Annotated in this window: 22 protein-coding genes; 13 read left to right on the top strand and 9 right to left on the bottom strand. The window is 73.9% G+C overall.

What is annotated here, in order from left to right:
- The first annotated feature begins 95 nt into the window (after positions 1 to 95).
- The 3 genes from CRP52_RS01370 (at position 96) to CRP52_RS01380 (ending at position 2962) form a co-directional block, all read left to right on the top strand.
- Positions 96 to 1103 carry a thiamine pyrophosphate-dependent dehydrogenase E1 component subunit alpha gene (locus CRP52_RS01370; RefSeq protein ID WP_218893051.1) on the top strand — a complete coding sequence of 336 codons (1008 nt, stop codon included), beginning with the start codon at positions 96 to 98 and terminating at the stop codon, positions 1101 to 1103.
- Entirely contained in the window at positions 1100 to 2068 is a 969-nt protein-coding gene (locus tag CRP52_RS01375; protein WP_097234675.1) for an alpha-ketoacid dehydrogenase subunit beta, read from the top strand. Before CRP52_RS01370 ends, CRP52_RS01375 begins: the two co-directional genes overlap by 4 nt.
- A gap of 90 nt (positions 2069 to 2158) precedes the next feature.
- Positions 2159 to 2962, top strand: a complete 804-nt coding sequence (locus CRP52_RS01380; protein WP_097234676.1) for a DUF3050 domain-containing protein — start codon at positions 2159 to 2161, stop codon at positions 2960 to 2962.
- 25 nt (positions 2963 to 2987) lie between these two features.
- On the opposite strand, the gene CRP52_RS01385 is transcribed toward CRP52_RS01380, so the two are convergent.
- Positions 2988 to 4337, bottom strand: coding sequence for an acyltransferase (locus tag CRP52_RS01385; RefSeq protein ID WP_179852644.1), 1350 nt, complete (start codon positions 4335 to 4337; stop codon positions 2988 to 2990).
- A gap of 190 nt (positions 4338 to 4527) precedes the next feature.
- Between CRP52_RS01385 and CRP52_RS01390 the strand changes: the two genes are divergently transcribed.
- The 5 genes from CRP52_RS01390 (at position 4528) to CRP52_RS01405 (ending at position 9851) form a co-directional block, all read left to right on the top strand.
- Positions 4528 to 6930 carry an ABC transporter ATP-binding protein/permease gene (locus tag CRP52_RS01390; RefSeq protein WP_097234678.1) on the top strand — a complete coding sequence of 801 codons (2403 nt, stop codon included), beginning with the start codon at positions 4528 to 4530 and terminating at the stop codon, positions 6928 to 6930.
- A 157-nt stretch (positions 6931 to 7087) separates the two neighbouring features.
- Positions 7088 to 7726, top strand: a complete 639-nt coding sequence (locus CRP52_RS37965) for a hypothetical protein (protein WP_179852645.1) — start codon at positions 7088 to 7090, stop codon at positions 7724 to 7726.
- Positions 7723 to 8901, top strand: a complete 1179-nt coding sequence (locus tag CRP52_RS01395) for a serine/threonine-protein kinase (protein WP_257032220.1) — start codon at positions 7723 to 7725, stop codon at positions 8899 to 8901. The genes CRP52_RS37965 and CRP52_RS01395 overlap by 4 nt, the downstream gene beginning before the upstream one ends.
- Complete coding sequence (locus CRP52_RS01400) at positions 8889 to 9263, top strand: DUF1304 domain-containing protein (RefSeq protein ID WP_097234679.1); 375 nt, start codon at positions 8889 to 8891, stop codon at positions 9261 to 9263. The genes CRP52_RS01395 and CRP52_RS01400 overlap by 13 nt, the downstream gene beginning before the upstream one ends.
- A gap of 87 nt (positions 9264 to 9350) precedes the next feature.
- Positions 9351 to 9851, top strand: coding sequence for a hypothetical protein (locus CRP52_RS01405; protein ID WP_097234680.1), 501 nt, complete (start codon positions 9351 to 9353; stop codon positions 9849 to 9851).
- Positions 9852 to 9893: 42 nt separating this feature from the next.
- On the opposite strand, the gene CRP52_RS01410 is transcribed toward CRP52_RS01405, so the two are convergent.
- Positions 9894 to 11243, bottom strand: coding sequence for a streptophobe family protein (locus CRP52_RS01410; protein WP_097234681.1), 1350 nt, complete (start codon positions 11241 to 11243; stop codon positions 9894 to 9896).
- Positions 11244 to 11648: 405 nt separating this feature from the next.
- On the opposite strand from CRP52_RS01410, the gene CRP52_RS01415 reads away from it, so the two are divergent.
- Positions 11649 to 12929 (top strand): DUF6777 domain-containing protein, encoded by a 1281-nt coding sequence (locus CRP52_RS01415; RefSeq protein ID WP_097234682.1) that lies wholly within the window; start codon positions 11649 to 11651, stop codon positions 12927 to 12929.
- A 68-nt stretch (positions 12930 to 12997) separates the two neighbouring features.
- On the opposite strand, the gene CRP52_RS01420 is transcribed toward CRP52_RS01415, so the two are convergent.
- A complete protein-coding gene (locus tag CRP52_RS01420) occupies positions 12998 to 13441 on the bottom strand; it encodes a winged helix-turn-helix transcriptional regulator (protein ID WP_097234683.1) in 444 nt (147 codons plus the stop codon).
- Positions 13442 to 13634: 193 nt separating this feature from the next.
- On the opposite strand from CRP52_RS01420, the gene CRP52_RS01425 reads away from it, so the two are divergent.
- Positions 13635 to 14888 (top strand): MFS transporter, encoded by a 1254-nt coding sequence (locus CRP52_RS01425; protein WP_097234684.1) that lies wholly within the window; start codon positions 13635 to 13637, stop codon positions 14886 to 14888.
- Entirely contained in the window at positions 14885 to 15103 is a 219-nt protein-coding gene (locus CRP52_RS40730; protein ID WP_143685606.1) for a hypothetical protein, read from the top strand. The genes CRP52_RS01425 and CRP52_RS40730 overlap by 4 nt, the downstream gene beginning before the upstream one ends.
- 28 nt (positions 15104 to 15131) lie before the next feature.
- Here CRP52_RS40730 and CRP52_RS01430 read toward each other — a convergent pair whose 3' ends face one another.
- Together CRP52_RS01430 and CRP52_RS01435 are read right to left on the bottom strand one after the other, a co-directional pair.
- On the bottom strand, positions 15132 to 16790 hold the full coding sequence (locus tag CRP52_RS01430; RefSeq protein ID WP_257032221.1) for an LCP family protein: 1659 nt from the start codon (positions 16788 to 16790) through the stop codon (positions 15132 to 15134).
- A complete protein-coding gene (locus tag CRP52_RS01435; RefSeq protein ID WP_143685608.1) occupies positions 16783 to 17256 on the bottom strand; it encodes a DUF6542 domain-containing protein in 474 nt (157 codons plus the stop codon). Before CRP52_RS01435 ends, CRP52_RS01430 begins: the two co-directional genes overlap by 8 nt.
- Positions 17257 to 17736: 480 nt before the next feature.
- Here CRP52_RS01435 and CRP52_RS01440 point away from each other — a divergent pair, with 480 nt between their 5' ends.
- A complete protein-coding gene (locus tag CRP52_RS01440; protein WP_097234686.1) occupies positions 17737 to 17943 on the top strand; it encodes an antitoxin in 207 nt (68 codons plus the stop codon).
- Positions 17944 to 18014: 71 nt separating this feature from the next.
- Complete coding sequence (locus CRP52_RS01445; protein WP_257032222.1) at positions 18015 to 18710, top strand: transglycosylase SLT domain-containing protein; 696 nt, start codon at positions 18015 to 18017, stop codon at positions 18708 to 18710.
- 84 nt (positions 18711 to 18794) lie between these two features.
- On the opposite strand, the gene galE is transcribed toward CRP52_RS01445, so the two are convergent.
- The 4 genes from galE to CRP52_RS37975 all read right to left on the bottom strand — a co-directional run bounded on the left by galE (position 18795) and on the right by CRP52_RS37975 (position 23582).
- Positions 18795 to 19808, bottom strand: coding sequence for a UDP-glucose 4-epimerase GalE (gene galE / locus CRP52_RS01450; RefSeq protein WP_097234687.1), 1014 nt, complete (start codon positions 19806 to 19808; stop codon positions 18795 to 18797).
- A 131-nt stretch (positions 19809 to 19939) separates the two neighbouring features.
- Positions 19940 to 20569, bottom strand: coding sequence for a hypothetical protein (locus CRP52_RS37970; protein WP_097234688.1), 630 nt, complete (start codon positions 20567 to 20569; stop codon positions 19940 to 19942).
- A 159-nt stretch (positions 20570 to 20728) separates the two neighbouring features.
- Positions 20729 to 22951, bottom strand: coding sequence for an RICIN domain-containing protein (locus CRP52_RS01460; RefSeq protein ID WP_257032223.1), 2223 nt, complete (start codon positions 22949 to 22951; stop codon positions 20729 to 20731).
- A 418-nt stretch (positions 22952 to 23369) separates the two neighbouring features.
- Positions 23370 to 23582, bottom strand: a complete 213-nt coding sequence (locus tag CRP52_RS37975) for a hypothetical protein (RefSeq protein WP_179852646.1) — start codon at positions 23580 to 23582, stop codon at positions 23370 to 23372.
- Positions 23583 to 23891 lie beyond the last annotated feature (309 nt).

Genomic DNA, 23891 nt, shown 5'->3' on the forward strand with positions numbered 1-23891 from the left:
GGCCCTGCAGTCCCGCAGCGCCGATCACTACCTCCCCGAGTGCCCCCGCCGCGAGCGACCCCGCCCCGCTCGGCACGCCCGTTGAGCGCTACCGGATGCTGCGGCTGATCCGCGGCTTCGAGGAGCTGGCGCTCACCCTGGTGAAGTCCGGCGCGATCCCCGGCGGCATCCACCCGTACATCGGGCAGGAGGCCGTCGCGGTCGGCGTCTGCTCGGCCCTGGGCCCGGCCGACCGGCTCACCAGCACCCACCGCGGGCACGGCCACGTGCTCGCCCGGGGCGCCGCGCCGCACCGGCTGCTCGCCGAACTCCTCGGCCGGGTCGACGGGTTGAACGGCGGCCGGGGCGGGTCCATGCACGCCGCCGACCTCTCGCTGGGCATCCTCGGCGCCAACGGCATCGTCGGCGCGGGCGCCCCGATCGCCGTCGGCGCCGCCTGGGCGGCCCGGCAGGCGCAGAACGAGCAGGCACGGAACGAGCAGGCGCAGAACGACCACGCTCGGAACGAGTGCGAGCCGCGTGGACAACTCCCCGTCGCGGTGGCCTTCTTCGGCGACGGCGCGCTCAACCAGGGCGTCCTGCTGGAGTCGTTCAACCTCGCCGCGATGTGGCGACTGCCGGTGCTGTTCGTCTGCGAGAACAACGGCTACGCCACCACCCTGCCCGCTGCCACCGCCGTCGCGGGCAGCGCCACCGGGCGGGCGGCCGCGTTCGGCATCCCCGCCGAGGAGGTGGACGGCATGGACACCGAGGCCGTCCGCGCCGCCGCCCTGCGCGCCGTCCGGCGGGCCCGCGACGGCCACGGCCCCGGCTTCCTGGAGTGCCGCACCTACCGCTACGAGGGCCACCACACCATGGAGCGCCGGATGAAGCTGCGCTACCGCGCCCCCGAGGAGGTCGAGGCCTGGCGCGCACGCGACCCGCTCCCCCGGGCCGCCGCCCTGCTCGACCCCGGCGCGGCCGCTGCCCTGGACCGCGCGGTGGCCGAACAGCTCGCCGCCGCCGAGGAGTTCGCGCTCGGCTCCGAACACCCGGACCCGGCGGGCGCGTTGGACCACCTGTACGCCGACGGGCTGCGACCCCGGGCGGGAGCGACACCGTGACCAGGCTCTCCTACACCAAGGCGCTCAACCGGGCGCTGGCCGACGAACTCGCCGCCGACCCGGCGGTCTGCGTCTTCGGCGAGGACATCGGCGCCGGTCTGGCCGGGCCCACGCTCGGCCTGCTGGAGCGCTTCGGCCCGGGGCGGATCGTCGACACCCCGCTGTCCGAGCAGGCCTTCACCGCGATGGCGGTCGGCGCGGCGCTCGCCGGCCGGCGGCCCGTGCTGGAGTTCCAGATCCCCTCGCTGCTGTTCCTGGTCTTCGAGCAACTCGTCAACCAGGCCCACAAGTTCTCGCTGATGACCGGCGGCCAGGCGGCCGTCCCGCTGACCTGCCTGGTGCCGGGGTCGGGCTCCCGGGACGGCTGGGCGGGGCAGCACTCCGACCATCCGTACAGCCTGTTCGCGCACGCCGGCATCAAGACCGTGGTGCCCGCCACCCCGACGGACGCCTACGGGCTGCTGCGCTCGGCGATCCGGGATCCGGACCCGGTCGTGGTGTTCGCCCCCGCCGCCGCCCTGCCGGTGCGCGAGACCGTCACCCGGGACCTCGCGCCCGTCCCACTCGGCCGCGCCCGGGTCCACCGGCCGGGCACCGACGTCACCGTGGTCGCGGTCGGCCACCTGGTGCACGACGCGCTCGCGGTGGCGGAGGAGGTCGCCGTGGACCTCTCCGTCGAGGTGCTCGACCCGCGCACGCTCCACCCGCTCGACCGGGCCGCGCTCGCCACCTCGCTGGAGCGCACCGGCCGACTGGTCGTGTTCGACGACTCCAACCGCAGCTGCGGCTTCGGTGCGGAGGTGCTGGCCACCGCCGCCGAGGAGCTGCGCCTGATCGCCCCGCCCCGCCGGATCACCCGCCCCGACGGCGCTGTCCTGCCCTTCGCCCCGGCCCTCGACCGGGCCGTCCAGCCGGGCCGCGAGCAACTGCGGCACGCACTGTACGGCGTCATGAAGCACCACTGACACAGGCACCACCGAATAGTCACCACCGAATCAGGCACCGCTGACCGATGCGCCGCCGACCGATGCGCCACCGACCGACAAGGAGTCCGCATGTCCGCCAACCGCTACCACTGGGACCGCTCCCACCCCGGACTGACCAGCCTGCAACGGGCCATCGACCCGCTGCGCCGCGAGGTGGTCGGCCACTCCGTGTACCGCGGGCTCGACAGCATCGAGCGCGTCCGCACCTTCCTGAACAGCCACGTCTTCGCCGTCTGGGACTTCATGTCGCTGCTGAAGAGCCTGCAGCGCGACCTGACCTGCGTGGACGTCCCGTGGGTGCCGAACGGCCCGACCGCGAGCCGCCGGCTGATCAACGAGATCGTGCTGGTCGAGGAGAGCGACGAGCTGGGCGAGGGCTACACCAGCCACTTCGAGCTGTACCTGGAGGGCATGCGCCAGGCCGGCGCGAACCCCCGCCCAGTGGAGGAGTTCCTGGACCTGCTGGGTGCCGGCACCGCCGTACCGGACGCCCTCAAGACGGCCGAAGTCCCGCAGGCCGCCGTGGACTTCACCGGCACCACCTGGTCCGTCATCGAGAACGCCCCGGTGCACTGCCGGGCCGCGGCCTTCGCCTTCGGCCGCGAGGACCTGATCCCGGAGATGTTCGCCCAGGTGATCGCGATCGACGACCCGGACGGCGTGCTCACCGTCTTCAAGGACTACCTGGCCCGGCACATCGAGGTCGACGGCGAGCAGCACACGCCGATGGCGATGCAGATGCTGATCGACCTGTGCGGGGACGACCAGGCCAAGTGGGACTCCTGCGCCGAGACCGTCCGAACCGCGCTGCAGGCCAGGTCCCGGCTCTGGAGTGCGATCGAGCGCTCCTTCCCGGCCGCCTCGGCCGGGTGACGTCCGCCTCGGAGCACTCTGGGCCTCAGAGCACCTTGGGCAGGACGGCCGAGGACGTGGGCGGCTCGTCGGCCGCCGACCGGTAGCGGTGCAGCGCCGCCCGGCCGTCCGCCCCGCGGACCCGGGCGGCGAGCCGGGCCGGCAGCACCACCGTGGTCAGGTACCCCTCGCCGCGGAAGCCTTCGACCGTCCAACTGACCCATGGCAGCGGGTAGTTGGCAGCGGGGCTGAAGAAGACCGGGTGCTGCCCCTGGAACCGGACCCGGTAGGCGCCGAAGCGGCTCCAGTTGGAGAAGCTGAACCGGCGCGCCGCCGGGTCGAAGCCCAGCGGCACGCACGCGCGCAGCCGGGAGCGGCCGATCGCGGCCAGGAAGCCCAGGTTGGCACGGAGGTTGAGGTGCGCGGTCGGGAACTCCTCGACCGCCGCCCGCAGCGCGCCCGCGAGCGCCGCCGGGCCGTCCTGGGGCCGGTGCGGCAGATGGATCTCGCTGAGCAGGTTGCCGACCAGGGCCGGCGAGAGGCCCAGCCAGTGGCGGGCGTTGACCGGCACGGTCAGCATTCGCTCGGCGTCGTCGCCGTCCAACTCCCGCAGGGTGGTGAGGAGATGGGCGCAGAGCACGTCCCCGGAGGAGAGCCGGCGCCCGGCCGTGGCGCCGAACTGCCCGCGTATCCGGGCCACTTCCTCGTCAGTGAAGGCGATTTGGACGGTCCGGTTGGCCAGCGGACCGGCCGCCACCGTGCGGGCCAGCAGCTCCGCCTCCTCCGGTGAGGGCACCCGGAAGCCGGGCCGCCCGCAGTCCTCGGCGGGGAGCACCTGGGCGAGCAACGCGTCCTGGTCGGCGACGAGTTCGGCCGCCGGCAGCGGGTCGCCCTCGACCGCCGCCGACCAGATCCGCAGCAGCAGCATGAAGCTGTGCAGGTCGCCGATCGCATGGTGCCAGGAGCAGCCGAGCACCGTCCCGCCGTCGGCGGTACGGGTGACGCGCACGGTGAGCAGCGGGGCGCCGCCGGTGCGGGCGGCCGGGGCGTCCACCGGGTCGACCAGCTCGGAACCGGGCGCCGCCACGCGGCCCATCGCCTCGGCGAGCGTGCCGTCCACGGCGTGGACCTCGAACGGCACGCCGCTGTCGTCGCAGACCGCCTCCAGTGCGCCGTCGACGGTGCGCAGGCGTCCGGCGAAGACCGGCACCCGGCCCAGCGCCCGGGCGAGGCCGGTGGCGAGCCGGTCGTCGTCCAGGGGCTGCTCGAAGCAGAGCACGACCGAGACGGCGAGGTCGGCGAGCATGGTGTCCATCAGCCCGCAGCGCAGCACCCGCCCGGTGGCGTGCCCGGCTCGAACCGTCCGGGAGCGCTGCAACCGGGGCCAGATGCTCATGGGTTCCGTTTCCGAAGCACTCGACGACACTCGGCAGGACTCGGACGTTCGGCTGCGCGCACCCGGCCGCACCCCGTGCGCGGGCACGCCGAACGATAGTGCCGCGCGCCCCAGTGGTCCAGTCCAATCCCGCAGTTCGGGAAGTCCTCCGGATAGGCCCCGCGGACCACCGGGCGATAGAATGCCGACCATGGGAGAGCGCCCAGGCGCACTCACCGCGCCGCCCCTCGTCCTGGTCACCGACTCCGAGTCGCAGCTGATCGACCCGGCCCGGGCCTACCACCTCGGCCGCGACCCGACCAGCGAGATCGTGCTGGACGACCCCCGGGTCTCCTGGCACCACGCGATCCTGCGCGCCACCGAGGACCACTGGCTGCTGGAGGACGTCGGCAGTACCAACGGCACCTACGACCAGGGCCACCGGGTCACCCGCGAGGACGTCGGCCCCGGCACCAGGCTGCGTTTCGGCGACCCGGCCGACGGCCCCTCGGCGACCTTCGCCGGCCTGCCCGCCGCCGCCGCGCAGGAGCGCCCGTCGCTGGTCGCCCCGCAGAGCTCCGGCACCTTCCGCAGCCCCAGCGCGGTCCTCCAACTGCCGGGCCACACCGTGCGGATCGGCCGCTCGCACGACAACGACCTGGTGCTGGACGACCTGGTGGTCTCCCGGCACCACGCCGAGCTGCGTGAACTGCCCGACGGCAGCCACGAGATCGTCGACCTGGACAGCCACAACGGCACCTACCTCAACGGCCGCCCGGTCCACCAGGCCCCGGTCGGCCCGGCCGACATCGTCGGCATCGGCCACTCCGCGCTCTGCCTCTCCGACGGCCACCTGGTCGAGTACACCGACACCGGCGAGATCTCCCTGGACGTCCAGCACCTGGTGGTCCGGGTCGGCCCCGACCACCGGGTGCTGCTGGACGACGTCGGCTTCCCGCTCGCCGAGAAGGCGCTGCTCGCGGTAGCCGGCCCGAGCGGCGCGGGCAAGTCCACCCTGCTCAACGCGCTCACCGGGCTGCGCCCCGCCGACGAGGGCACGGTGCTGTACGACGGGCGCGACCTCTACCGCGACTACGCCGAACTGCGCCGCCGGATCGGCCTGGTGCCGCAGGACGACATCCTGCACACCCAGCTCACCGTCCGCCGCGCCCTGTCCTACGCCGCCGAGCTGCGCTTCCCCGGCGACACCGACCCGCACGAGCGGGAGGCCAGGGTCCGGGAGGTGATCCACGAGCTGGGCCTGGACGCCCGGTCCGACCAGGTGATCGCCAGCCTCTCCGGCGGCCAGCGCAAGCGGGTCAGCGTGGCCCTGGAACTGCTCACCAAGCCGTCCCTGCTCTTCCTCGACGAACCGACCTCCGGCCTGGACCCGGGCATGGAGCGCTCGGTGATGCACATGCTGCGCGGGCTGGCCGACGACGGCCGCACGGTGGTCGTGGTGACGCACAGCGTGCTGAGCCTGAACGTCTGCGACCGGCTGCTGGTGCTGGCCCCTGGCGGGCGGACGGCGTACTACGGGCCGCCCGGCGAGGCGCTCGACTACTTCGGCTACCAGGAGTGGCCGGAGGCCTTCGAGGCCTTCGAGAACGAGGAGCACGCCGAGTGGCAGAGCCGCTTCCGCGCCTCGCCCCAGTACCTGCGGTACGTGGCGGCGGAGGCCGTGCCCTCGGTGCCCTACGCCCCGGCGCCCGTCCCTGCTGCCCCCGGCCGCGCGCGGGCACCGGAGCAGGCACCCGGCCGGGCAGCTGCGATCGGACCGGAGATCGGCCGGGAGAAGCCGCAGGGCTGGTTCGCCCAGCTGGGCACCCTGGTGCGCCGGTACGCCTCGGTGCTGGCCGCCGACCGGCTGTTCCTCACCATCATGGTGGTGCTGCCGTTCGTCATCGGCCTGATGTGCCGGGTGATGGCCGGCTCCCGCCTCACCCCGGTCAACGCCGTCAACTGCCTGCTCACGCTCTGCATCGGCGGGTTGCTGACCGGCGCCGCCAACTCGGTGCGCGAGCTGGTCAAGGAGCGCGCGATCTACCAGCGGGAACGCGTGGTGGGGCTGTCCAGATCGGCCTACCTGGTCTCGAAGGTGATGGTCCTCGGCATCGTCACGGTGGGTCAGGCCGCGGTGCTCACCGTGGTCGGCCTGGCCGGGGTGAACCTCTCCTCGGCGGTGCCGACCGGCGTCGTGATGCCCCAGCTGCCCGAACTGATCATCGCGGTCGCGCTGCTCGCGTTCTCGGCGATGATGCTCGGCCTGGTGGTCTCCGCGCTCGTGGACAAGGAGGAGGCCACCATGCCGCTGCTGGTCCTCCTGTCCGTCGTCCAGATCGTCTTCAGCGGCCTGATGCTCAAACTCCACGGTGTCCCCGGGCTGGAGCAGTTCGCCTGGCTGATCCCGTCCCGCTGGGGCATGTCGGCGATGGCCCGTACCGTCCAGCTGCACACGCTGTTCCCGAACGACATCACCGCGGACCCGATGTTCCGGCACGAGCGCTCCGGCTGGCTGTTCAGCATCGTCCTGCTGCCGCTGCTGTCGGCCGCGTACGGGGTGCTGGTCCTGGCCCTGCTGCGGCGGCACGAGCCCACGATCATGCGCAAGTAGCCTGCCCGACCTCTCCGGAGCCGGGTACCCCACCGATCGTGCACCGTCGGCGACGCCGGGTCGGCCCCGGCCTCCCCCGGTAGAGTGGGAGAGGACCTGTGGAGCGAGTCGTGCCGCGCGCGGCGGGGGTCGCGCGGCGGAGGAAATGTAGCCGCCCATGGACGAGTTCGTGTTGCGCCCGACCCACGTCGCCCCGCCGGGCGGGATGGCCTCCTGGGCCGCCCCCGACCCGGGACGCCCCTCCGCCCGGCTGGATGCCCTGCTCCCGCTGCAACTGCTCGGCCGCCAGGGCGACTGGGCGCAGGTGCTGTGCTCCAACGGCTGGACCACCTGGGTGGACGGCCGACTGCTGGTCGCCCTCCCGCAGCCGCCGCCCGCGGCCGGGGGCCCGCCGGCCCGGACCGCGGACCCGCGGCCCGCCCTCGCCGACGCCGAGAGCACGCTGGCCCGCTACCGCACCCTGCTGGAGGACCTGGCGGCGGGCACGCTCGACCTGGAGAGCTTCCGGGAGCGCTCGCGCGGCCTGCGGATCGGCCTGGTGGTGGACGGCGAGGAGCTGTGGGTCTTCGACCCGGTGCACGACCGCTGGTGCTACTGCGACGGGCTGCAGCTCCAGACCTACGCGGCCACCGACCGGCCGCCGCCGTCCGCCGCACCGCGGCCGGCCTCCACCCCTGCGCCCGCGCCCGCGCCGACCCCCGCGCCCGGCGCCTCGCCGGCTCCGGGACCGGCTCCCGCAGCGGCCCCGGCTCCGGTGCACAGCCCGTACGCCCCCACCCGGACGAGTGAGCCGTGACCTCCGAGCGGCCGTCCGCGCCCAGCCTGCCCGCCGGCCTGGTCGGGCGGAAGGTCGCGGGCTACCGACTGGAGAGCGAGATCGGGCGCGGCGGGATGGCCGTGGTCTACCGGGCCAAGGACCTGCGGCTCGGCCGAACCGTCGCGGTCAAGCTGCTGGCCCCCGAACTGGCCCGCAACGAGGTGTTCCGGCAGCGCTTCATGCACGAGTCCGAGGCCGCCGCCGCCATCGACCACCCGCACATCATCCCGGTGTTCCAGGCGGGCGAGCACGACGGCATCCTGTTCATCGCCATGCGCTACGTCGAGGGCGGCGACCTGCGCGCCCTGCTCAGCCGCAGCGGCCCGCTGCCCGCCCCGCGGGCCACCCGACTGGCCCTGCAGATCGCCTCCGCCCTGGACGCCGCACACGACCACGACCTGGTGCACCGGGACGTCAAACCGGGCAACGTGCTGGTCGCCGCCGGGACGGACAGCGAGCACCCCGAGCACCTGTACCTGGCGGACTTCGGGCTGACCAAGAAGTCCCTCTCGCTGAGCGGGCTGACCAGCGTCGGCCAGATCGTCGGGACGCTCGACTACGCGGCGCCCGAGCAGATCTCCGGCAAGCCCCTGGACGGGCGCTGCGACCAGTACAGCCTCGGCTGCGTGGTCTTCGAGATGCTCGCGGGCACCCCGCCGTTCCGGCGGGAGAGCGACCTCGCCCTGCTCTGGGCGCACCTCAACGACCCGCCGCCCGCCCTGCGCGAGCACCGGCCCGACCTGTCGGACGCCCTGGCTGCGGTGGTCGCCCGGGCCCTCGCCAAGACGCCCGACGAGCGGTACGCGAGCTGCCTGCAGTTCGTCGCCGAGCTGCGCGCCGCGACCGCCGCCGAGGACGCCCCGGCCGGGGGACGGTGGGGCGGCGGCGGGCCGCCCACCCAGGTCGTCCCGGTGGCCTCCCCGGGCGGCCCCCGGGCGGTGCCGGAGCCGCCGGCCTGGGCCGTACCCGTCGTCCACCCGCCGTCCTGGTCACCCGTACCGTCCGCGTCGTTCGCACCGGCCGCGTCGTTCGCACCGGCCGCCCCGTACCCGCCCTACGGCCCGTACGGACCCGCCGCACCCGTCGCACCGTCCGCGCCCGCCGAACCGGGCGGGAACCGCTCAGCAGGGAGCCGCCCCACATGGACGCCGTGAGCCAGGTCTTCGCCATGGTCGCCGCCGCGATCCACCTCGTCGTGTGGCCGCTGGAGAGCTTCCTGTACGGACACCCCCGGGTGCGCTACCTGCTCACCGGCAACACGGCGGACGCCCCGGAGGTCCGGCTGTGGCGCTTCAACGTGGGCTTCTACAACCTGTTCCTGGCGCTCGGCCTGGTCACGGGCCTGGTCCTGCTGCACACCGGGCACAGCAGTGCGGGCCGACCGGTGATCCTCTACATCGCCGCGTTCATGGTCGCGGGCGGGACCACCCTGGTCGTCTCGGAGCCCAAGCTGTGGCGCGGCGCGCTCGGCCAGGCCGTCCCGGCGGCGGTGATCCTCCTGACCGAGGCCTTCTGACGGCACATCACGTGTTTCACCGCCAACCGACGGGGCTACAATCCGCCTGCCCCGCGAGGGTCGCGGCGGCGCCAGGGGGTGGCGGCAGTGGGCAAGTTCCCGATCGACGACCGGTACGTCGTCAGCCTCGGTTGCCGGGTGAGCATCGAGCACGGCCCCACCGGGACCAAGGTCGAGTGGAGCGTCGCGCACCTGCCGAAGGGCGGCTCTCCCCGGCCCGCCACCGGGGACCGGGAGGTGGGCATCATCTGTCCGCGCTGCAGACGGGCGTTCTCGGTCCGGGTGGAGACCGCCACCAAGGCTCGGGTCAAGCAGCGGGTCCAACGGGTGCTCGGCTGGCTGCTGTTGCTCTCGCTGCTGGTCACCGTCCCGCTGCTGATCCAGCAGGGCGGCCAGACCGTCGAGGAGGGCCACGACCAGGCGGCCGTGGCCGACATCGGCCTGCTGCTCACCCTGGCCGCCGTCGGCGCCATCGTGGGCCCCTCGCTGTTGGCCACGGCGGGCCTGCACCACGGGGTCAAGAAGCTCCGGTACCTCGGGGACGACGGCCGCAAGAGCGTGTGGGTACAGGGCCACCGGCTGTTCTGAGCCGCCGTTCCGGCAGCCCCGTCCTGCGCCGGACGCGGCCGCTCATCTGCCCTGCGGGTCCTCCTCGGTGACCTCTCCCCGGTGCTGGACCCGGGTCGCGAGCAGCGCACCGAGCACACCGGTGAGCAGGCCCCAGCCCGCCGCGAGCGGCACGGCCGTCCACAGTGACGGGTGCAGCGTGAGGCTGCCACTGCCCAGGCTCGCCAGCGGGTTGGAGCTGCCGAGGACGGCGCCGATCAGGTCGCCGAGGCCGCCCTGGCCCAGGCCGACGCCGAGCACGGAGAGCCCGTAGTCGGCGTCCACCCGGGTCCACAGGCCCACCAGCAGCACGGTGACGGCGGTGGCGAGCGCGAACCGCACGGCGTGCTGCCAGAGCCGGACACTGCGGGGCGAGCGGCGCGCCGCGAGGAAGGCCGCCGCGAGCAGCAGGACGGCGGCCAGCGGCAGCAGCCACCAGCTGCGCGCGTCGTGCTCGGCCAGGGTGCCGAGGTCGATCGTCGCCTGCTGCCCCTGCGGTGCGCGCAGCGCCTCGGCGAGCGGCTTGGGGACGGGCAGGCCGAGACCGCCGACCAACCGTCCGTGCCACTCGGCGCCGAGCCCGACGCCGAAGGCCAGCCAGACCAGGTTGGGCAGCGCCAGCAGCACGACGGCCATGGTCTGCCGGGCGTTGCCGTGCGCGATCGCGGTCACCACCCCCGCCACCGCACCGATCAGCAGGTACCCGAGCAGCACCATCCAGAGCGCGAACGCGGCCGGGCGGACCGCCAGTTGGTAGCGCACCAGGGCGGACGGCAACGGCGCGCGCCGGGACACCGCGAAAGCGGCCGCGAGTACCAGCAGGAGCCAGGCGAAGCCGATGCCGACCGTGGTCGGGACCTCCGCGTGGAAGCCGACCTCGGGGGTGAGGCCGAGCGCGCCGCCCAGCGACTGCACCAGGTCGCCGCCGAGTCGGACCACGAAGGTGTGCCGGGCGACCACCGCCAGCAGGACGAGGGCGAGCAGCCAGACCACGGCCGTCCGGGCGATCCGACCGAGCAGTTCACCGCCGCCGGCCACCGCCCGGAAGCGCAGCTGACGCAGGAACACCTCGGCCATCGCGACCGCGCCCGCCACCGAGACGGACAGCGGCATCGCGCTGATCCCGGCGTCCAGCGCGGCGAAGCCGCCCGCACCGCCGTCGAGTTGGACGGATCCGCCGACGGCGAGCGCGAGCGTCGCGGCCAGCACGGCGGGGAAACCGCCGTCCGGAAGGGAGTCCGCGCCGGCCAGCCAGAGGCCGAGCGCGGCCACCGCCGCCATCGCGACCAGCCCGGCCAGTACGACGGCGAGCGCGTCCAACCAGCCCCGGACGGCCCCGGGCGGGCCCGCGGCGCGGGTCGTGGGCTGCTGCATGCCGCCTCCTGGTCTGGGCCTCCGGTCCGGCCGGGGCTCCGGCTCGGTCGGTTTCCAGGGTGGCCGACGGCCGGCGGGCACGCTCGGCGACGACCGCGGGACCTGCTGTTGCGGCGAACGGGACACCGGGGGAGAAATGGAACCCCATGGCAGGAGATTCCCGTGCCGGCCCCGATCGCCGGCCGCCTGCGAAACGGAGCCTCGATGACCTCCCAACCGCCTCCCTCCGGTCCCCCGTCCGGCCCCCCGTCCGGGCCCCCGTCCGGCCCGCTGGCCGGCGGCGGTGCAGCGGGGCCGCCGTCCGTACCCCCGCCACCCTCGGGCCCGCCCGGGTCCCCCGGCGGATCGAGAGGCTCCGGCGGCAGGCCGCGCACGCCGTGGTGGCGCTCCAAGAAGGGGCTGGCCGTGGCCGCGGGCGCGGTGGCGGCGGCCGTCGTGGCCACCGTGCTGATCGTCAACAACCAGGGCAGCCACAACGAGGCCGTCCCGGCCGCGAACGAGATCGCCCTGCAGGCCCCGCCGGACCCCGGACCGGACCCGTTCACCCCTTCGGTGGAAACCCAGGGGATGACCGCCCCCGCTCCCGCCCCCGTCACCTCACCGGCCCAGCCGGGCGGCGGCGCGACCTCCAAGCCCAGCTCCCCGGCCGTCCTCCACAGCGTCGAGGGCAGCTCCGCCGGGCTGTACGGCGGGGCGATGGGCAAGTCCAGCTGCGACACCGAGCGGCTGATCGGCATGGTCTCCGCCGGGGACAAGGGGCGCGCCTGGGCCTCGGGCGCCGGCGTGGCACAGGCCGACATCCCCGGGTACCTGCGCTCGCTGACCCCGGCGTACCTGCGGGTGGACACCCGGGTGACCAACCACAACTACAAGAGCGGTGCCGTGGTCGAGTACCAGTCGGCGCTGCAGGCGGGCACCGCCGTGCTGGTGGACGCCCAGGGCGTGCCCCGGGTGCGCTGCTCCTGCGGCAACCCGCTGAAGCCGCCGGTGCTGGTGAGCAACGCCAAGTACACCGGTAAGGCGTGGACGGGCTTCCAGCCGAGCACGCTGATCGTGGTGGTGCCGGCGCCGCAGCCGGTGACCCAGATCATCCTGGTGAACGTCGAGACCGGTGACTTCTTCGCCCGGCTGACCGGTCGGGCCGAGATCGTGGACAAGCACGTCGAACCGCCGAAGGGTCCGCTGGTACCCGGCATCCCGCCGCCGTCGCCGTGGAAGCCGTCCACGCCCTCGGGGCCGGCGACCACCACGACCAAGGGGTCCACGTCGGCGACGACGTCGGGTTCGACCACGTCGGGCTCCACGACTTCGGGGTCGACCACCTCCGGTTCCACGACGTCCGGTTCGACCACCTCCGGGTCCACGACGTCCGGTTCGACCACCTCCGGGTCAACCACCTCCGGTTCCACCACCTCCGGGTCAACCACCTCCGGTTCCACGACCTCGGGGTCGACCACGTCGGGCTCGACCACCACCTCGGGCGGGCCGTCCTCGACATCGGCGACCTCGACCACCACGGGGACGACCACGAGCGCCGGCAGCACCACGACCACCAGCAAGCCGACGACCACCGTCTCGGCACCGGCCACCACCACTGCCCCGAAGACGCCGACCGCGACCTGCGCGAGCACGGCACCCTCGACCCTGCCGCCCTGCCCGACCACGGCAGTCGCCACGCCGACCTGATCCGGCGTACGCCCGCACCCCGCTGCCACCGTCCGCTCCCCGGCCGGTGGCAGCGGCACGTCACCGTCTCAGGGCAGCAGCACGGTCGCGTCCTCGGGGCCGAGCACCCGGCCATCCGCCGCCCGCACCTCCATCGGCGCGATCGCCGCACCGGACCGACGGTCCACCAGCCGGGCCCGGAGCTCACCCTCCTCGAAGAACCACCGGTCACCCCACTGGCGCAACGCCGTGATCACGGGGAACAGCGCGCGGCCCTTCTCGGTCAGCACGTACTCCTGGTACGGACTGCCGTCGGTGGCCGGGGCGAGTTCGAACACGCCGTTGGCGACCAGGTTGGCCAGGCGGGCCGAGAGGATGTTCTTGGCCAGCCCGAGGCTCTTCTGGAACTGCCCGAAGCGGCGCAGGCCGTCGAAGGCGTCACGGACGATCAGCAGCGTCCAGCCGTCGCCGACGACGTCGAGAGGCCGGGCGACCGGGCAGCTCGACTCCTCGTGCGTGGTGCGTTTCGGCACTTCTCCCACCTCTCGGACGTCGGCTCCGGGTTGTCGGTGCTCGGTGCTCGGTTCTCAACCCTCGCCGGTCGGCGCCCAGCCTACCGAGCAGCGGTGGTTGCTTATTAAAACCAGGATATGCCAGGGTGGACTGGTAGCACTTTGAAACCAGTCTGCTCCAGGCCGTCGACCACCGCCCGAGGGAGTCCCGTCCATGACCGCGCCCACCGGCACGCCCCCAGCCGCCGAAGCCACAGCCGCCACCGCCACCGCCACCGCCACAGCCACAGCCACCGAGGCGCCGCCGCCCGGCCTGCCACCGGCCGTCGCCTGGCTGTTCTCCGTCGCCTGCGGCCTCGCCGTGGCCAACGTCTACTACTCGCAGCCGCTGCTCGACCTGATCGCCCAGGACTTCGGCATCGCCCCGTCGACCATCGGCCTGGTCGGCACCCTCACCCAAGTCGGCTACGCGCTCGGACTGCTGCTGCTCGTCCCGCTCGGCGACCACGTCAACCGTCGCACTCTGATCACCTCCCAACTCGGGCTCTCCGTACTGGCCCTCACCGCCGTCGCCCTCGCCCCTTCCGCGCCGCTGATGTTCGTCGCGATGGCCGCCGTCGGCGTCCTCGCGGTCCTCGCCCAGGTCGTCGTCGCCTACGCCGCCTCGCTCGCCGCCCCGGGCGACCAGGGCCGCGTGGTCGGCACCGTGACCAGCGGCATCGTGGTCGGCATCCTGCTCGCACGCACCGTCGCCGGAACGATCGGCGACCTTGCCGGCTGGCGCGCCGTCTACGTCACCTCCGCCGTCGCGACCGCCGCCATGGCCCTCGCGGTCGCCGCCGCCGTCCCGCCCGAGCGGCGCCACACGGCCGGCCGGATCGGCTATCCGCGGCTGGTCGGCTCGGTGTTCACGCTCTTCGCCCGGGAGCGGGTGCTCCGGGTGCGCGCCGTCCTCGCCCTGCTCACCTTCACCTCCGTCACCGTCCTGCTCACCCCGATGGTCCTCCCGCTCGCCGCTCCTCCGTTCAGCCTCAGCCACACCGAGATCGGTCTCTTCGGCCTGGCCGGCGCCGCCGGTGCCCTCGGCGCCGGATATGCGGGCCGCCAGGCCGACCGCGGCCGGGCCGAACGCACCGCCGGCCTCGGCCTGCTGGCCATGTCCGTCGGCTGGCTCCCGGCGGCCCTGCTGTCGTACTCGGTGTGGTGGCTGGTGCTCGCCATGGTGGTGATCGACTACGGCCTGCAGTCCGTCCACGTCGCCAACCAGCACCTCCTCTACCAAGTCCGCCCCGAGGCCCAGAGCCGGCTCACCGCCGGCTACATGCTGCTCTACTCCGCCGGTTGCGCTGCGGGCGCGATCCTGTCCACCGTCGTCTACGGCCACGGCGGCTGGACGGCCGTCTGCCTCCTGGGCGCCGCCACCAGCCTCACCGCGCTCGGCTACTGGTGGGCGGCGGCGCGTCGTTGACGGCCGTCCAGAGCTGGAACATCGGCCCGTCGACCGCCGACGGCACCGGCTCCAGGACGCCCCGCAGCGCCCATATGCCCTGCCGCCGCGCCGCCGCCACCGCCCGTACCCCCACCGCGGATCGGGCCGTCCTCGCCCTGCTGATCGACGACCTCGGGCCCTGGCTCGCCGCGGAGTACACCACCGTCCACGGCGAGAAGGCTCCGCGCCCCTGAACGCCCGGGAGCCACCGGGCCGCGCGGCTCAGTCCACGCAGGGGATCCCCCCCGCCTTCACCGCGGGCCCCTGCATCGGCAGCCCCGCCACCGGGTCGGCGGACGGTTCGCCCGGCGCCGCCGTGCCCGACGGAGCCGCCGGGGTGGGGCTCGGGGTGCGGGTGACGGCAAGGGTCAGCAGGATGTGGCCCGCCGGGACGGTGCCGGAGGGCGTGGCCGTGACGCCGTAGCGGGTGGCGAGCTGCTGGGCGTCGCTCTTGGCCCCGGCGCCGTAGGCCACGGTGGTGGCCCGGGTCCTGGCCGGGGCGTCGCCGATCCGGCCCGCCTGGTAGCCGAGTTCGGCCAGCGCCTTGGACTCGTTGGACGCCGCTCCGGCGCCGGCCGCCGCATTGACGTCGACCACCGCCTTCGCCGGCCCACCCGCGGCGGTGGAGGCCGCGGCTGAGGCGGCGGGCGCGGCGGCCGGGTCGTCCGGAGCGTCGCCGGGGGTCGCGGCCGGAGCGGGCGGAGCGGGCGGAGCCGGCTCGTGGTTGAACAGCTGCTGGACGATCTTCTTGATCAGGTCCGGGTTGACGGTGTTGACCTCCTGCCCGCCGACCGACTTGAACCCGGTGATCGGCAGGGTGTTGAACTCGACGTTGCCGCCCGTCAGGTTGGGTGCCTGCCGGGCGAAGTCGAGGATGTTCCACTCGTTGTCGATCACCACATCCTTCTTCACCACCGCGAACAGCTTCTGCATCTGCCCGAAGTCGTTCAGGATCCCCTGCTGCTTGAGCCGGTACTCGACGGAGGAGATGAACGCCTGCTGCCGGTGGGTGCGGTCGAGGTCGCCGTTGGTGAGGTGGTGGCGCTGGCGGACGAAGGAGAGCGCCTGGGCGGCGTCGAGGGAGCTGATCCCGGCCGGGAGCTTGAGCCCGGTGCCGCCGCCCTCGTGGGTGGCGGTCCGGGCGATGATCGGATCGTCCACCGGGTGGTTGAGGCAGACCTGGATCGGCTCGACAGCCTTGGCGATGTCGTAGAAGCCGATCAGGTTCACCTCCGCGAAGTGGTCGATCGGGACGTCCAGGAAGCTCTGCACGGTCTGGATGGTGGCCGAGCGGCCGGCCTCCCGGCTCTGCCGCTCCAGCTCCGACTTGGAGAGCCCCTTGCCGGCGAGTTTCTGTTCGGCGGCCCCCTTGGCGATGCCGTACGCCTCCTTGATCTTGTGCATCTTGCCGTCGGCTCCGACGGTCTGCACGTAGTCGTCGCGCGGTACGGACAGCGCGGTGACCTTGCCGCCGTTGGCCGGGATGTGCAGCACGATCAGGGCGTTGGTGTTGTAGCCGCCGATCTCGCTGGATCCGGCGTGCAGTTCGTCCTCCACGAACTGCTTGGGCAGGTCGTTGCCGTCCATGTCCTTCCGGCTGTCCAGGCCGATCAGCAGCAGGTTGACGGACTTGTCCAGGTGCGGCGGGGCGTTCTTCTTGGCCTCGCTCAGCGCAGTGGACTTGATCATGCCGTCGTCCAGGCTGCGGTACTCGTACCAGGTGAAGCCGCTGGCGCCGAGCACTGCGACGGAGACGGTGCAGGCCAGGGTCCGGCCGGCGACCGTCAGCGGCGCGGTGCCACGCCGCGGGGCACGGCCGCGCGCACCGCCACCACGAGCGCCACCGCGAGCCCCGCCGTGGCTCCGGCTGCGCTCAGCCACGGCGCCCCCTTCCGCTCGGGGCGTCCGCACCGCCGGACCGTCGCCGCCCGCAGCCGGCCCGCCGTCGCTCGGCCCCGGCCCGTCGACGGTCGGCCACCGCCCGGCCCACGACCACCGCCAGCGCCACTCCCACCGCGGCGGCCATCACCGGGAACGCACCGACCACCCAGCGCAGCGCCCCGGTGCCGAGGTTCTTGCCCTGGTACTCCGCCGGGCGCGCCGCGTACTCGACGCCGGACGCGGCGAGCAGCACCACCACCGGAGCCGCCGTCACCACCCACCAACGGCCCGGCCGGCTGCACAGCGCCGCCGCGGCCGCCGTGCCGAGCACCGAGCCCGCCGCGAACAGGACGCCGACGCCTGGCCCGCCCAACTCGTCCGCGACGCCGCCCAGGACGGGCAGGCCGACCGCCGCGAGCGCCGCCAGCAGCCCGCCGCGCCGGCGCACCTGCTGCCTACGGCGCACCGCCCCCGCCCGCTGCGCCCTGCCTTGCCGCGACGCGCCCGCGCGCACTCCCACGGCCTCCGCCCCGGCTCCCGCGCCTGCGCCCCCTCCCGCGCCTGCTCCACTGCCTGCCCCTCCGCCTGACCCGCCGTCGGCCACGCGGCTGCGCTGGGCGGGAAGGGGGCGGTCCTCGGTGCGCGGTCCCGCGTCCTGGTACGGCGTTCTCGCCCGCTGGCCGGCCATGCGCACTTCCCTCGATCGTTGCGGCTGCGACGGCGCGTTCGCACCGCCGTGGATGCCCGGACGTCCTCGGTCCTGGTGGCGATCCCGCCCTCTACACGCCTGTAGAAGACGGACTGGAGCATACAAACCCGTGTCGGCGAAGTCATCCGCCTCCCTCCGGCAGCAGGCGAACCATCCGACGGGCCGTCGTTAGGATGGTCATGATCCCCCCCACGTCGGCACACCATCAGGAACGCCTCAGAGGAGCAGAGCGTCACCATGTTTGAGAGTCTGAAGAACCTCGCGGACAAGGCCACCGACCTCGCCCGCGAGCACGGCGACGTGATCGGGCAGGGTTTGGAGAAGGTCGGCGACGCGATCGACGACCGCACGGACGGCAAGTACAGCGGGCAGATCGACACCGGTGTCGAGAAGGCGAAGGACTTCCTGCGCAACCTCGACGGCGACCGGAAGCCCGCCGAGTAACCTGCCGCAGGACGCGACCGCCCGTACGGCGGCCGAACGAGCGTACGGGCGAACGGGGAGGGCCGACAGCGGTGAGCGAGGGCAAGAAGGGGCCGGGCCGAGGGGGCTGGCTGGCGATCATCGTCGCGGTCGTGATCGGGCTCGGCCTCGTCCGCGGCAACGGCCACGACGGCGCGACCTCCGCCGACCCCTCCGCCGCCGCACCGTCGGCCGCGTCCATCCCGTCGGCCCCGTCCGACCCATCCGACCCGTCGGGGGGCGGCGCGCCGTCGAAGCCCTCGGGGCGGTACGACCCGGCCGACTACGCGGCGCCGGTCCGCCAGTACGCCGCCGAGGCGGGGGTCGACCCGCAGCTGCTGATGGCCATCCTCTACAACGAGTCGTACAAGCCGCACGACCCCGAGCTCGAACGGGCGTGGCAGCGCAGCAAGCCCGACGCCGCCTTCGGAATCGCCAACATGCACCGGGCCGCCTTCGACGACACCAAACCCGGCCGCCCCTTCGCCTCCCGCCAGTGGGAGGAACTGCCGGACGACCGCAACCTCGCCGTCCAGGCGGCCGCCTGGCACCTGCACGACCTCGCCGCGCAGCTGCCCGCCCACCCGAGCGCGCCGCTGACCCGCAACGAGCTGATGGCTCTCGGCTACAACGCGGGCGCGGGCAACATGCTGGCCTTCGCCCGGGGCGTCAAGATCGGCTCCCAGGCGCAGTCCTACCTCGACCGCCTGCGCGACAACTGGGCGAAGTCCGGCGAGGCCGTGAAGTAGTAGCAGGAGTGGACGTCGCGCCCGCCCTCGGACCGCCGGACGCCTGGCGCGCCGGCGGCCCGAAGGCAAACTCCCGGCTTGTCGTCAGACACCCAGCTGTGCAGCCCACTTGGCGCGCCAGGCCAGTGCGTCGGCGACGCCCTCGGCGATGCCGCGCCGGGGCTGCCAGTCGAGGAGCTCGCGGGCCGTGTCGACGGCGGCGTAGCAGCCGATCACGTCGCCGGGGCGCGGGCCCGCCTCCCGGACGTCGAGCCGGGCGCCGACGGCCCGTTCGAAGGCGGCGATCAGCTCGCGGACCGTGGTGCCGTCACCGGTCCCGACGTTGATCACCCGGTAGCGTTCCGCCGCACCCGGGGCGATCACTGAGTCGAACCGGAGCAGCGCCGCGACGTGAGCCTCGGCGAGGTCCTGGACGTGGACGTAGTCGCGGATGCCGGAACCGTCGCGGGTCGCCCAGTCCACGCCGGTCACGGTGAAGGGGGCACCCGTGGTGTGCGCCTCGATCAGCTTGCCGAGGGCGTGGGTGGGGTTGAGGTCCTGCAGGCCGGTGCGCAGCTGCGGGTCGGCGCCGATCGGGTTGAAGTACCGCAGGGCGATGACGCGTTGCTGCTCCGCGCCCTCGCCGCGGGTCCAGTCCTGGAGGACCTGCTCCATCATCTGCTTGGTGCGCGCGTAGGGGCTGTTGGCGTCGACCGGGCAGCTCTCGTCGACCCGGGCGTCGGGGGTGGGCGCGTAGATGGAGGCGGAGCTGCTGAAGACGACGCGGGTGCAGCCGAGGCGCTGGAGGGAGTCCAGCAGGTCGACGGTCTTGGCGACGTTCTCCCGGTAGTAGTACAGCGGCTTGGCCACCGACTCCGGTACGACGATCTTCGCGGCGCAGTGCACGGTGGCCTCGATGTCCGGGTGCTCGGCGAAGATCCGGTCCAGCAGTGCGGCGTCGGCGATGTCGCCCCGGTAGAAGATCCGGTCCTCGACGAACTCGGCCCGGCCCTTGGAGAGGTCGTCCAGCACGACCGGGGTGATCCCCCGGTCGAGCAGGGCGGACGCCACCGTGCTGCCGATGAACCCCGCTCCGCCGGTGATCAGGACCTTCTTCATACGCGGACGCTCCCTCGCGGTCGGCTGGACACCCGGTGGCGCCCGATGACCGGGAAGGACGTCGGTTCGCACCCGGCTGGTTCCCGGGGCCCGGGCAAGGCGCCCCGGCCCGGCGTCTCGGGCCCGGCGTCTCAGGCCCGGCGGCGGCGGAGCCAGAGGCCGGCGCCGACCAGCAGCACGGCCGCGGCGGCGGTACCGATGGCGGCCCAGGTGGCGGAGTCGGATGTGGTCTCGGAGGCCGGGGCGGCCGCGGTCCCGCGGACCGGCCCGGCGGTGGCCGCCTGCCCGGTGGCCGGCCCCGCCCCGGTGCTCGTCTCCCGGGCCGGCCCGGCGGTGGCCTCGCCCGGCAGCGGTGAGGCCGCCGTGCCCGCGGGCACCGGGTCGTTGATCACGGCCGCGTCGACGTCGAGTTCGCGCTCGGTGTGGCCCAGCGAGGGGAAGGCGCAGTCCACCGTCACCCGCCAGTGCCCGGCGGGCAGGATCTCCCGGGTGGTGTAGGTCCCCGCGTGGCCCGGGACGGCGACCAGGCGCCAGGGTCCGACCGCACGGCCGTCCGCAGCGGTGGCGGAGAGCGTGCCGGCGAAGTCCTCGGTGACCGGGTCGTGGTCGTTCTCCCAGGTGGCGACGGTGCTGACGTGGCCGTTCTGCTGGCCGGTGACATCGAGGTGGACGCTGTCGCCGTGAGCGGCGGCGGGCACGGCAGCGGGCAGGACGGCGGCGGTGGCGAGGGCGAGGACGGCGAGGAGCGGGCGGGTTCGCATGACGGGCATTCCTCGTGGCGGTGTGGTGTGCGGGGGGCTCGGAAGCGGTGAGGCCGGGCGCGGCCGCCTCGGGTGGATGGCGGCCGCGCCCGGCACACGGACGGAACGGCTTGCAGGCTTACGCTGCCGCGGGCCTGCGGGCCTGCGGGCCTGCGGGTGTTACGAGGTCTTCAGCAGCGACCAGCTCTGGTACGGCCGGCCGTTCGGCTGCTGCAGCTCCAGCAGCCAACCACCGTAGTACCACCGCTCGCTGAGCCCGAGCACCAGCGAACTGCCGTCCGCCGTGACGGTGAACCCGCCGTCACCGGCGGTGAGTTGCCACTTCTGCGCGGCCGCATCGGAGCAGGGCTGCTGCGCGACGTACTGGCCGGCGACCGGAGTGCCGCCGAGCTGCAGGCACTTGCCGGAGCGCACGGACTTGATCCGCACCGCGCCGTTCCCGGCGTCCTCGAACTGCCACTTCTGGTTGGCGTAGCCGGTGCGCTGGTAGGCGATGGCCACGGTGCCGTCGTTCATCGAGCTGCCCCACAGGTCGGCGGCCTGGCCGGTGAGGCCGTTGACCATGGTGTACCGCGTACCCGGCTGCGGGCGCCCGGCGTCGGCGACGGTGCGGAAGGTCACGGCGCGACCGGGCTTGCCGACCGCCCCCGCGGCGTCGCGGACGGCGACGGCCACGGTGTACGAGGTGCCCGGAGCGAGGCGGACCACGCCGACCACGGTCGAGCGGACGGTGCCGATCGTCTGACCGTTCAGCAGGACGTCGTACCCGGCGGCCGCCGGCACTGCCGGCCAGCTCAACATGGCCGAGTTCTGGGTGACCTGACTGACCGTCATGTCCGGTCCGGTGTTCCCCTGCGTCGGGGTCGGAGTCGGAGTCGGAGTCGGAGTCGTGGTTCCGGTCGGCGAAGGCGTAGCCGTGGGCGTCGGGGTGGTGGTGGGGCCGCCGGTGGGCGTCGGGGAGGGCGAGGGAGTACGGGTCGGCGTGGGCGTCGGGGTCGGCGTGGGCGTCGGGGTCGGGCCGGTGCCGCCGCCGGAGACCAGGAAGCGGTTGTTGGCGACGTTCCAGTGCGTGGCCAGGTAACTCCCGGGCGCGGGAGAGGTGTTGTAGTAGTCGTCGTGGTTGCAGTCGAGCCGGTCGTCATGGGCTCGATCCGGGCAGACGGTCCGCATCTGCGGGTAGTTGGGGGCGTCCGAGTAGCACATGATGTCCCACTCGTCGGTGCAGTGCCCGGCCTTGCTGGAGTTGGGCGCGCTGTTGTTCACCGCGCCGAGGTTGTGGCCGAGTTCGTGCGCGGCGGTGCTGCCGCTCCAGCAGCCGGAGTCGGTCCGGCCGTACGAGGGGCCGAAGTTGCTGAGGTTGTCCTGGCCGGGACGCTCGTCGCCGGCGAAGGTGCCGATGCCGCAGTACACCTTGGCATCGGTGAACATCATGTACTTGCGGTCCTTGCGGTTGAACCCCTGCGCGGCGAGGGCGCGGTTGCTCGCGTTGAAGTCCTGGATCTCGGCGTCGGAGATCTGCACGTTCAACACCGAGGCGGTGCAGTCGGATTCGGTGACGAAGCGGACGTGCCGCTCGCCGCCGGTCTCCGCGGCGCTGGCGTTGTAGATGACGTCGACGTCGGCGGCCCACTTCTTGAACGAGGCCAGGTACTGGGCGAAGCGGTCGTTGCCCGGGGTGTGCACGTACACCGCCTGGACGCGGTTGCCGCTGCTGCCGTCGCCCTCGCAGACCAGCTTCGAGGCGGCGGGCGCGGCCGGAGCCGCCGGAGCGGCGTCCGCGGCGGCGCTGCCCGACCCGCCGAGCAGAGCCTTCTGGGTGGCGTCCAGGACGGGCGCGGCACCCTTCAGCAGATCGGAGGCGGCGGGCGGCTGAGCACCCGCGGGCGGGGTGAGCGTGGGGGCCTGGCCGGCCGGGGCCGCGACCGGCGGGACGTCCTGGTGGATGTCCACGCCCTTCGGCGGCACGTCCGGCCCGTGGCTGCACTGGGCACTGCCGGTGACCTCCAGGGTGCCGCCGCAGCGGTCGCTGCTCGGCAGGCTCAACCCCGCGTACACCAGGCCGCGTTCGGGCTGGTCCTTGGGTATGGACTTGAGCGGGGTGGCCTTCTCGTCCCGCTTCGGGGCGGGCGCCTGGGTTCCTCCCTCGGCGGTGCCGGTCTCCCCCGACCCGTCGTCGCTCACCAGCCCGGCCTGCGACCCGGAGTGGTCGGCCGCGCCCTCCGCGGCCGTGACGGCGCTGTTCACGGCCGTCGACTCCAGCGCGGTGCGGATGCCGAGCGTCCCCGCCACCAGCCCTGCCGCAACCACGGCGGCGACCAGGGCGCTCCTGCGGGTGAGCCTGCGGCGCCTGCGGCGGCGAAGCTCGCTGCTCCGGTGTCCCATCGCGTTCCTTTCCTCGTGCGACGGCCCGCGCCCTGAGGTGAGGGGCTCGGACCTTCCGACACTCCGGAGAGCGAACGGGACGGCCGGGAATAACAGAAACATCTTGCGAAATTCTTCGACCCGTTCGATCGGGGCGGTCGCGGCACGGCGAGCAACCGCCTCGCGGCAGGGCGAGCAAGCGGTTTCACGGCACGGGGCGGGCACGAGAAAGCCGGGGAGCGCACTCGGGGGGTGTGCGCTCCCCGGCAGGGGTGGTGGCGGCCACCCGTCCGGAGCCCCGGGGGCTGCGACCCCGGCGGCCGTGACGGAATGCTAGACCTGCCACGGGGCACTGGCCAGAGCCCTGACCAGGAGATTTTCCGCCCCGGACATGCCATCGCCATCCTGCAGGTGACCAGCTGTCAGCTCGGACCGACGGTCAGGCGGCAACCCCGGCACCGACCGCGGCAGCCCCGCCACCGACCAGCAGCCGCGGCACCGCAGCAGCCGTGCTGCCGCGCCGCCGCGCCGCCGTGCTGCCGTGCTGCCGTGCTGCCGTGCTGCCGTGCTGCCGTGCCAGGGTGCCCGCGAAGGCGACGCGGTCCCCGGCGCGCCGGAGCCGCAGGGCGGCGGAGTGCGCCGCCCTGGCCATGCCGGCCCTCGCGCAGCCGTGCGGCGAGGGTCCGAAGACCCTGCGCCCGGGCCCTGCGCGGGCCTTCCGGCCCAGGGCATCGGCGCAGGTCAGCCCGGTTTCGCCGGCCGGGAGCGGCGGGAACGGACCGATCGGCCGTTGGAGTGATCCACCCGCGTTCGGCGCAACGCTCCTGGACCCGGCGCGTTTCCCATGGCGTGCGCCCTCCAGCAGGGGTGCGCGCGGGTCCGCGCCGACCGGTTCCCGCCTCCCGGCCGGCCCGCCGGTGCCTCCCGGTACCACCCGCACCGGTCCCGCTGATGAGAGGAA

It is taken from the genome of Streptomyces sp. 1331.2 (assembly GCF_900199205.1).
GTDB lineage: Bacteria > Actinomycetota > Actinomycetes > Streptomycetales > Streptomycetaceae > Kitasatospora.